The organism is Halorubrum sp. SP3, from assembly GCF_005435195.1.
GTDB classification, from domain to species: domain Archaea; phylum Halobacteriota; class Halobacteria; order Halobacteriales; family Haloferacaceae; genus Halorubrum; species Halorubrum sodomense.
In genome coordinates, this window is record NZ_SGTU01000037.1 from 1 (window position 1) to 233 (window position 233).

At 58.4% G+C, this 233-nt stretch carries 1 pseudogene; it reads left to right on the plus strand.

Annotated features, from left to right (window positions below):
- Positions 1-233: pseudogene (locus tag EXE42_RS20265) on the plus strand (transcription initiation factor IIB 3); the annotation flags it as partial.

A 233-nucleotide genomic window follows, 5' to 3' on the forward strand; every position in this document is an offset into this window, starting at 1 on the left:
AGCCGGCGATTGTCAGTCTGTTACCGACTCCGTTTCGGAGGAGAATGAGGACGAACGGCACAGTCAGACTACGTGTCCGGAGTGTCACGGACGACTTCGTCGAGCCGATGATGACGTTGATGCGGTCTGTGACGACTGTGGACTCGTCGTTTCAGACGCGACGCTTGATACGAACATCAAACTGTACACGCCGGACGGCACCGGCGATCAGGACTCTCGCGTCGGGCCATCGA